At 72.1% G+C, this 8,946-nt stretch carries 7 protein-coding genes; 4 read left to right on the plus strand and 3 right to left on the minus strand.

The genetic code is table 11. From position 1 onward, the window contains the following. Nucleotides 1-26: 26 nt before the first annotated feature. Nucleotides 27-839 (minus strand): polyphosphate--glucose phosphotransferase, encoded by an 813-nt coding sequence (ppgK, locus tag ACH9D2_RS06200; protein ID WP_396361963.1) that lies wholly within the window; start codon nucleotides 837-839, stop codon nucleotides 27-29. 70 nt (nucleotides 840-909) lie between these two features. Next, nucleotides 910-1,809, minus strand: coding sequence for a type I methionyl aminopeptidase (gene map / locus ACH9D2_RS06205; protein ID WP_396361965.1), 900 nt, complete (start codon nucleotides 1,807-1,809; stop codon nucleotides 910-912). Between the two features lie 131 nt (nucleotides 1,810-1,940). On the opposite strand from map, the gene ACH9D2_RS06210 reads away from it, so the two are divergent. Next, nucleotides 1,941-2,117, plus strand: coding sequence for an SPOR domain-containing protein (locus tag ACH9D2_RS06210; protein ID WP_157571329.1), 177 nt, complete (start codon nucleotides 1,941-1,943; stop codon nucleotides 2,115-2,117). A 65-nt stretch (nucleotides 2,118-2,182) separates the two neighbouring features. Here ACH9D2_RS06210 and panB read toward each other — a convergent pair whose 3' ends face one another. Further along, nucleotides 2,183-3,019 carry a 3-methyl-2-oxobutanoate hydroxymethyltransferase gene (panB, locus tag ACH9D2_RS06215; protein ID WP_396361968.1) on the minus strand — a complete coding sequence of 279 codons (837 nt, stop codon included), beginning with the start codon at nucleotides 3,017-3,019 and terminating at the stop codon, nucleotides 2,183-2,185. 149 nt (nucleotides 3,020-3,168) lie between these two features. Here panB and glnA point away from each other — a divergent pair, with 149 nt between their 5' ends. The 3 genes from glnA to ACH9D2_RS06230 form a co-directional block, all read left to right on the plus strand. Next, entirely contained in the window at nucleotides 3,169-4,509 is a 1,341-nt protein-coding gene (gene glnA / locus ACH9D2_RS06220) for a type I glutamate--ammonia ligase (RefSeq protein WP_396361970.1), read from the plus strand. Nucleotides 4,510-4,528: 19 nt separating this feature from the next. Next, nucleotides 4,529-7,594: a bifunctional [glutamine synthetase] adenylyltransferase/[glutamine synthetase]-adenylyl-L-tyrosine phosphorylase gene (locus ACH9D2_RS06225; RefSeq protein WP_396361972.1), complete on the plus strand. Its 3,066-nt coding sequence runs from the start codon at nucleotides 4,529-4,531 to the stop codon at nucleotides 7,592-7,594. 102 nt (nucleotides 7,595-7,696) lie between these two features. Continuing rightward, nucleotides 7,697-8,946: IS256 family transposase (locus tag ACH9D2_RS06230; protein ID WP_396361974.1), on the plus strand; the 1,250-nt coding region annotated here is incomplete at its 3' end.

An 8,946-nucleotide genomic window follows, 5' to 3' on the forward strand; every position in this document is an offset into this window, starting at 1 on the left:
GGCCGGGCGTCGTCGCGGGCCCGGGCTCAGCTCTCCGGCGCGTGCGGGATGCCGGCCCACAGGGCGGCGCCCACGATGCCGGCGTTGTTGCGGAGCTCGGCGACCTTCACGGGCGTGCGCAGCTCGATGAAGGGGAGGAACTTCTCCGCCTTCTTCGACACCCCGCCGCCGACGATGAAGAGGTTGGGCGAGAACAGGAACTCCACGTGGCTGAAGTAGCGCTGCAGCCGGGTCGTCGCCCACTTCTTCCACGGCATGTCCTCGCGCTCGCGGGCGGCGGCCGACGCCTTCGTCTCGGCGTCGTGGCCGTCGATCTCCAGGTGCCCCAGCTCGGCGTTGGGGACGAGCTTCCCGTTGAGGATCAGGGCGGAACCGATCCCGGTGCCCAGCGTGATCACGATGACCAGGCCCTTGACGCCCTGCCCCGCGCCGTAGACGGCCTCGGCCAGCCCCGCGGCGTCGGCGTCGTTGAGGGCCTCGACCGGGCGGCCGAGCCGTTCGGTCATGAGCGCGTCGACGTTCGTGCCGATCCAGGACTTGTCGATGTTCGCCGCGGACAGGGCGACCCCCTCCTTGATGATCGCCGGGAAGACGATGCCCACCGGCGAGTCCGGGGCGGGAGCCTCCGGGCGGGACTGCAGCTCCGCGACGATCTGCTGCACCACCTCGGCGACCTTCTGCGGAGTGGCCGGGCGCGGCGTGGGGATCCGGAAGCGCTCGCCGACGAGCTCGCCCGTGTCGAGGTCCACGATCCCGCCCTTGGTCCCGGTGCCGCCGAAGTCGATGCCGATGACGCGGCGGTTCGGGACGGTGGCGGCGTCGCGGTCTGGTGTGGTCATGGAGCGGTCCTCTCGGGGGGCCGTGGTCGGTTGATCAGTGGGCAGTCTACGGCAGGGCCTACGGCAGGGCCTACGGCAGGGTGAGGACGTCCACCCCGTCCTCGGTGACGGCCATGGTGTGCTCGAACTGCGCGGTGCGCCGCCGGTCGCGGGTGGTCACGGTCCAGTCGTCGTCCCACTGCTCCCACTGGATCGTGCCGAGGGTCAGCATGGGCTCGATCGTGAAGACCATGCCCGGGACCATGAGGGTGGCGTAGGAGGGTGCGGCGTCGTAGTGGGGGACGATGAGCCCGGAGTGGAACTCGCGACCCACCCCGTGGCCCGTGAAGTCCCGCACCACGCCGTAGTCGAAGCGCCGGGCGTACTTCTCGATGACGCGGCCGATGACGTTGATCTCGCGGCCCGGACGGACCGCCTTGACGGCCCGGTTCAGGGCCTCCTCGGTGCGCTCGACCAGCAGGCGGGACTGCTCGTCGACCTCGCCCACCAGGAACATCCGGTTGGTGTCGCCGTGGAAGCCGTTCTTGTAGGCCGTGACGTCCAGGTTGATGATGTCGCCCTCCTCCAGCACCGTGGAGTCGGGGATGCCGTGGCAGATCACCTCGTTGAGGGACGTGCAGACGGACTTGGGGAACCCCCGGTACCCCAGGCAGGAGGGGTAGGCCCCGTGGTCGCACATGTACTCGTGGGCGATCCGGTCGAGCTCGTCCGTGGTCGTGCCGGGCACGGCCGCCCGCCCGGCCTCCTGCAGGGCGCGGGCCGCGATCCGGCCCGCCTCGCGGATGAGCTCGATCTCGTCCGGCGTGTAGACGTTGCCGCCGCGGCCCTCGTCCGGTTCCGCCCGGCCGACGTACTCCGGGCGGGGGATGGCCGCCGGCACGGGCCGGGCGGGGGTGAGCGAGCCGGGGACGAGAGCCCCGACGGGGGCGGTGCCGCCGGGGGCGGGCGCGGTGAGGTTGTGCGTGGGCACTGGGGTCTGGACCTCCTGGATCGGATGTGCCGGCCCCGTCCGGGCCGGTGCGGGCCTAGGATCTACCCTAGCGCGCCGGGCACGGAGCCGGCCCGGTCGCCCGGGCCCGGCGGCCACCGAGAGGAGAGGTCATGAGCGAGTACTGGTTCAACGTCTACACCCACCAGGTGGAGGAGGGCCCGCAGTCGGACTACCGCAAGCTGCTCGGGCCCTACGCCACGCGCGAGGAGGCGCAGAACGCGCTGAAGCTGGCCGCGGAGCGCACCCGGCAGTGGGACGAGGAGGACCGGGCCTTCGACGAGGGATGAGCGGCCGAAGGCGCACCGCCCCGTGGGGGCTGCGCGTCAGGGGCGCTCGCGGCCGGGGCGGTGGGTCAGAAACCGTGCTCCGGGCCCGGGAAGGTCCCCGCGCGGACGTCCTCGACGTAGCGGCCCACGGCGTCGGAGACCACTCCGTGGAGGTCCGCGTACTGCCGGACGAAGCGCGGCATCCGGCCCCGGCGCAGTCCCAGCATGTCCTGCCACACGAGCACCTGTCCCGTGGTGGCGGCGCCCGCACCGATGCCGATGGTCGGGACCTCGACCGCGGCGTCCACGGTCGCGGCGGCCTCGGCGGGCACCATCTCCATGAGGACGCAGAAGGCCCCGGCCGCCTCGAGGGCACGGGCGTCCTCGACGAGCGCCTCCGCGGCGTCGCCCCGGCCCTGCACCCGGTACCCGCCCAGGGCGTGCTCGCTCTGCGGGGTGAAGCCGATGTGCGCCACGACGGGCACCCCGGCCTGGACCATGGCCTCGACGTGCGGGGTGAACCACGCCCCGCCCTCGAGCTTCACCGCGTGCGCGCCGCCCTCCTTGAGGAAGCGCACCGCGGTGGCCACCGCCTGCTCGGGGGAGCCCTCGTAGGAGCCGAAGGGCAGGTCCACCACCACGAAGGCGCGCTCGACGGACCCGGACACGGCCCGGCACATCGGCAGCAGCTCGTCCACCGTGACGGGCAGGGTGCTGGCGTGGCCCAGGACGTTGTTGCCCGCCGAGTCGCCCACCAGCAGCGAGTCGACGCCGGCCGCGTCGAAGATCGCAGCCGTCAGGGAGTCGTAGCACGTGAGCATCGTGAACTTCTCGCTCCGGCGCTTGGCCTCGCGCAGATGGTGCGTGCGCACCCGGCGCACGTCCAGCGCGCCCGGTGCCGGGCGGGGTGTCTCCTGGGTCATGGCCCCACCCTATCGGGCGCACCCGTCCTCGCCCGTCCCGCCCGGGGGCGCGGCGGGGCCGCGCGTTAGAGTGGGCAGGACAGCAGTCGTGCCCGGCCGGCACAGCACCCGCGGCCGGAGCCGCGGGCAGGAAGACGAGGAAGGCAACCATGGACCGTCAGCAGGAGTTCGTCCTCAGGACCATCGAGGAGCGCGACGTCCGCTTCGTGCGCATGTGGTTCACGGACGTCGTCGGGAGCCTCAAGTCGGTGGCCCTGGCCCCCGCCGAGGTCGAGGCGGCCTTCGAGGAGGGACTGGGCTTCGACGGCTCGTCCATCGAGGGCCTGTCACGGGTCTCCGAGGCGGACATGCTCCTGCAGCCGGACCCCTCCACGTTCCAGATCCTGCCCTGGCGCGGCGAGACGGAGCCCACCGCGCGGATGTTCTGCAACATCCTCACCCCGGACGGTGAGCCCTCCTCGTCGGACCCGCGCGGCGTGCTCAAGCGCGTCCTGGAGAAGGCCTCGGACATGGGCTTCACCTGCTACACGGCACCGGAGATCGAGTTCTACCTGCTGAAGTCCGCGGACCTCGACACCGAGGGCCGGCCCACCCCCGTGGACCACGAGGGGTACTTCGACCACGTGCCGGGCGGTGTGGTGCAGGACTTCCGGCGCAAGGCCGTGAGCATGCTGGAGGCCGTCGGGATCTCCGTCGAGTTCTCCCACCACGAGGCGGGCCCGGGGCAGAACGAGATCGACCTGCGCTACGCCGACGCCCTGCAGACGGCCGACAACATCATGACGTTCCGCACGGTGATCAAGGAGGTCGCGCTCTCGCAGGGCCTCTACGCGACCTTCATGCCGAAGCCGTTCACGGAGCACCCCGGCTCGGGCATGCACACGCACTTCTCGCTGTTCGAGGGGGATACCAACGCCTTCTTCGAGGCCGGCTCCGAGTTCCGCCTCTCCCGCACGGCCGGGCACTTCATCGCCGGCATCCTGCGGCACGCCCCCGAGTTCACGTCGGTGACCAATCAGTTCGTCAACTCCTACAAGCGGCTGTGGGGCGGGGGAGAGGCGCCCTCCTACCAGTCCTGGGGGCACAACAACCGCTCCGCCCTCGTACGCGTGCCGCTGTCCAAGCCGGACAAGGTGCAGGCCGCGCGGATCGAGTACCGCGGCATCGACTCCGCCACGAACCCGTACCTGTCCTACGCCGCTCTGCTGGCCGCGGGGCTGCGGGGCATCGAGAACGAGTACGAGCTCCCGCCGGTCGAGCTGGACGACGTCGCGGCGATGAGCTCCGCGGAGCGCCGCGCCCTCGGCCACAACCCGCTGCCCTCGAGCCTGTACGACGCCATCCGCGAGACCGAGGAGTCGGAGTTCATGGCCGAGCTGCTCGGGGAGCAGGTCTACGACTACTTCCTGCGCAACAAGCGCCGCGACTGGAACGACTACCGCCGGGTCGTCACGCATTTCGAGCTCAAGAACAACCTCGGCATCCTCTGACCCCGGACGGACCGTCCCCATGACACACCCTCCCCAGTCGGCGGCCGCCCCGGACCCCGTCGCGTCCGGCCGCCTCATCAAGGTCGGCTTCGCCGACACGGGCAACGCCCAGCGCTGGCTCGGCTTCCCGGAGCTCGCCGAGGTCGACCTGGACCGGCTGCTGGAGGGCCTGTCACTGGCGGCCTCGCCCGACGTCGCCCTGCGGCTCACCGTCCGGCTCCTCGAGGGCTCCCCGGAGCTCGCCGAGCGGATCAACGCGGGCCCGGAGGCCTCCGAGACCATGTTCCGCCTGCTCGGTGCCTCCGAGGCGCTCGGGGAGTTCCTGCTCCGGCGCCCCGAGCACCTGGACCTGCTCGCGGAGCCCGCCGCCGCCGAGCCCGAGGAGATCCCCGCGGAGCAGTTCCGCGACGCGCTGCTGACGGCGGTCGGAGCGGATCCCGCCGCGCGCACGCCGGTGGCGGCGGAGACCGGTGACACGGCCTGCAGCGCCCTGCGCGTGGCCTACCGGCGGGAGCTGGCTCGCATCGCGATCCGCGACGTCGGGGCCCTCTACCCCGCCGACCACATGCCCGCGGTGGGCCGTCAGCTGGCCGACCTCGCCGCCGCGGCCCTCGAGGCCGCGCTCGCCGTCTCCCGGGCGGAGGCGGCGGGAACCTGGGCCCCCGAGACCGTCGACCGGGTGCGGCTCGCCGTGATCGGGATGGGCAAGTGCGGTGCGCGGGAGCTGAACTACATCTCCGACGTCGACGTCGTCCACGTCATGTCCGTCGAGGACCCGGACGGCTCCGACCCCCTGGACGGGGCGGAGGCCACCGTCATCGGCACGGCCCTCGCCACGGGCACGGCCCGGGCGCTCATGGCCCGCGGCGCGGAACCCCCGCTGTGGGAGGTGGACCCCAACCTGCGGCCCGAGGGCAAGGACGGGCCGCTCGTGCGCACCCTGGACTCCCACGTGCGCTACTACGAGCGGTGGGCCGAGTCCTGGGAGTTCCAGGCCCTGCTCAAGGCCCGGCCCATCGCCGGGGACCCGGAGCTCGGAGCGGCGTACCGGGAGGCGATCGAGCCGTTCGTGTGGCGCAGCTCCGCGCGGGAGGGCTTCGTCGAGTCCGTGCAGGCCATGCGACGGCGGGTCACCGACAACATCCCGGCCGCCGAGGGCGAGCGCCAGATCAAGCTGGGCCCCGGCGGCCTGCGCGACGTCGAGTTCACCGTCCAGCTCCTCCAGCTGGTGCACGGGCGCACGGACGAGCGGGTCCGGACGCAGGCCACCACCGAGTCCCTGACCGCGCTCTCCGAGGGCGGCTACATCGGACGCCGGGACAGCGAGCAGTTCTCCGCCCACTACCGCTGGCTGCGCCTGCTCGAGCACCGCATCCAGCTGTTCCGCCTGCGCCGCACCCACCTCATGCCGCGCGGGGAGCAGGAGCTCACGGTCATCGCCCGGTCGCTGTGCGGCGCCGCGGACACCGCCCGCCCCTCCGGGGACTCGCTGCTCGAGGAGTGGCGCAAGGTCAAGCGCAGCGTGCGGGGCATGCACGAGCGGATCTTCTACCGGCCGCTGCTCGCGGCGCTCGCCCACCTGCCCGACACCGACACGCAGCTGTCGGCCGAGTCGGTGCGGGACCGGCTGGCCGCCCTCGGCTACCGGGACCCGAAGGCGGCCGTGCGCCACATCGAGGCGCTCACCCGCGGCGTCAGCCGGCGGGCCGAGATCCTGCGCACCCTGCTGCCCGTGCTCCTGGAGTGGCTGGCCGACGGGGTCGACGCCGACGCCGGGCTGCTGGGCTTCCGGCGGCTCTCCGAGTCCCTCGGCACCACCCCCTGGTTCCTGCGACTGCTGCGCGACTCGAACGCCGCCGCGGAACGGCTGTGCCAGATCCTCTCGAGCTCCCGGTACGTCACCGACCTGCTGGAGAACTCCCCGGAGGCGACCGCGTGGCTGGGCCAGGACGACGAGCTCTGCCCTGTGTCCTTCGAGACACTGTGGAGCGAGATCCTCGCCCAGATGGCCCGCCACCCGGACCCGGGGGAGGCCGTGCGGATGATCCGGCTGATCCGCCGCCGCGAGGAGCTGCGGGTGGCGCTCGCGGACACGTCCGGGCTTCTCGACGTCGAGCAGGTCGTGGAGGCGCTGTCCGACATCGACCGGGTCTGCCTCCTGGGCGCCCTGCACGTGGCCGAGCGGGAGGTCTACGACCGGGACGGGCGGCTCGCCGAGGTCCTCGTCGTCGCGATGGGCCGGCAGGGCGGGCGGGAGATCGGCTACGGCTCCGACGCCGACGTCATGTACGTCTACGACCCGGTGGGGGACGCGGACCCCGCGGCGGCCCGCGAGCAGGCGGAGACGCTGCTGCAGCGGATGGTGCAGCTGCTCAAGGCGCCCTGCACACCGCCCATCGTGGCCGAGCGCGTGCTGGAGATCGACAACGACCTGCGGCCCGAGGGCAAGCAGGGGCCCATGGTGCGCTCGGTCGAGTCCTACGCGGAGTACTACGCCCGGTGGGCGCTGACCTGGGAGTTCCAGGCGCTCACCCGTGCGCTGCCCGTGGCCGGCAGCGACGACCTGGCGGCCGCCTTCCGCCGCGTCATCGACCCGCGCCGCTACCCCGAGGAGTTCACGGAGCGCCAGCTGCTGGAGATCCGGCGGATGAAGGCCCGCGTGGAGAACGAGCGGATGCCGCGGGGCGCGGACCCGTCCCGGCACGTGAAGCTGGGACGGGGCGGGCTCTCGGACGTCGAGTGGCTCGTGCAGACGCTGCAGCTGCAGCACGGGCACCGGATCCAGGGGCTGCGGACCACGAGCACCCTGCGGGCCCTGCACGCCGCGGAGGAGGCGGGGCTCGTCAGCGCCGAGGACGCCACCGCCCTGTCCGCCGCGTGGCGGCTCGCCACGGCGGTACGCAACGGCAACGTGCTGCGCACCGGGCGCCGTTCCGACGCCCTGCCCTCGAAGCGGGCCGATCTCGAGGCGGTGGCCCGCTGGTGCGGGTACCCCCACGGCGGGGCCGCGCAGCTCGAGGAGGACTACCTGCGCACCACCCGCAAGGCCCGGGCGGTGTTCGAGCGGCTCTTCTACGGGCACTGACGGCGCATCCGGCCCGTCACCGGCACGCGGGAAGGCCCCGGGGGACTATCGCAGTAACGGTGTAAGAGGCCCAATCGCCCCGAATGGGGTTGGAGGGTCGACATGAGCGAGAACATCGAGACACTGGTGGACGTGAGCCCACCGACACCCGGCGAGCAGCCGGAAGAGACACCGGAGCTGTCTGCGGCGGAGCAGGAAACCGTCCGGGAGCTGGTCCGCCAGGCTAGAGCGAACGGGGCGGCGTTGACCGGTCCGGGAGGGTTGCTGAAGCAGCTGACCAAGATGGTCGTCGAGGCCGCCTTGGACGAGGAGATGAACGAACACCTCGGCTACGAGCACGGCGAGCCCGGGGGCCGCAACCGCGGCAACTCGCGCAACGGGCGACGGTCCAAGACGGTCATCACCGACAACGCCGGCCCCGTGGAGATCGAGGTCCCCCGCGACCGGGAAGCCAGCTTCGAGCCGGTGATCGTCAAGAAGCGCCAGCGGCGGCTGTCGGACCTGGACCAGGTCGTTCTCTCGCTCTCGGCCAAGGGCCTGACCACCGGGGAAATCAGCGCCCACCTGGGCGAGGTCTACGGCGCGGAGGTCTCCAAGGACACCGTCACGAGGATCACCGACCGCGTCATCGAGGAGATGACCGCCTGGTGGGCCCGGCCCCTGGAGCAGGTCTACGCGGCGGTGTTCATCGACGCGATCATGGTGAAGGTCCGCGACGGGCAGGTCCGCAACCGGCCCGTGTACGCCGCGATCGGGGTGGACCTGGCCGGGCACAAGGACATCCTTGGGATGTGGGCCGGGGACGGCGACGGGGAGAGCGCGAAGTTCTGGTACGCGGTCCTGAACGACCTGAAGTCCCGCGGGGTCAAGGACGTGTTCTTCGTGGTCTGCGACGGGCTCAAGGGCCTGCCCGACAGCGTCAACGCGGTCTTCCCGGCCGCGATCGTCCAAACGTGCATCATCCACCTGATCCGCGGCACGTTCCGCTACGCCTCGCGGAAGTACTGGGACGAGCTCGCCAAGGACCTGAAGCCCGTCTACACCGCCCCGACCGCTGCCGCCGCGGAGGCCGCCCTGGAGGAGGTGGAGGACAAGTGGGGCGCCCGGTACCCGGCGATCAGCCGGCTGTGGCGCGGGGCGTGGACGGAGTTCGTGCCCTTCCTGGATTACGACGTGGAGATCCGCCGGGTCATCTGTTCGACCAACGCGATCGAGTCCCTCAACGCCCGGTTCCGTCGGGCCGTGCGGGCCCGGGGGCACTTCCCCAACGAGCAGTCGGCGATGAAGACGCTGTACCTGGTCGTGCGGAGTCTGGACCCCAAGGGCACCGGGCAGACACGATGGATCACACG

This window comes from Kocuria rhizosphaericola (genome assembly GCF_044462205.1).
In the GTDB taxonomy this organism is placed as follows: domain Bacteria; phylum Actinomycetota; class Actinomycetes; order Actinomycetales; family Micrococcaceae; genus Kocuria; species Kocuria rhizosphaericola.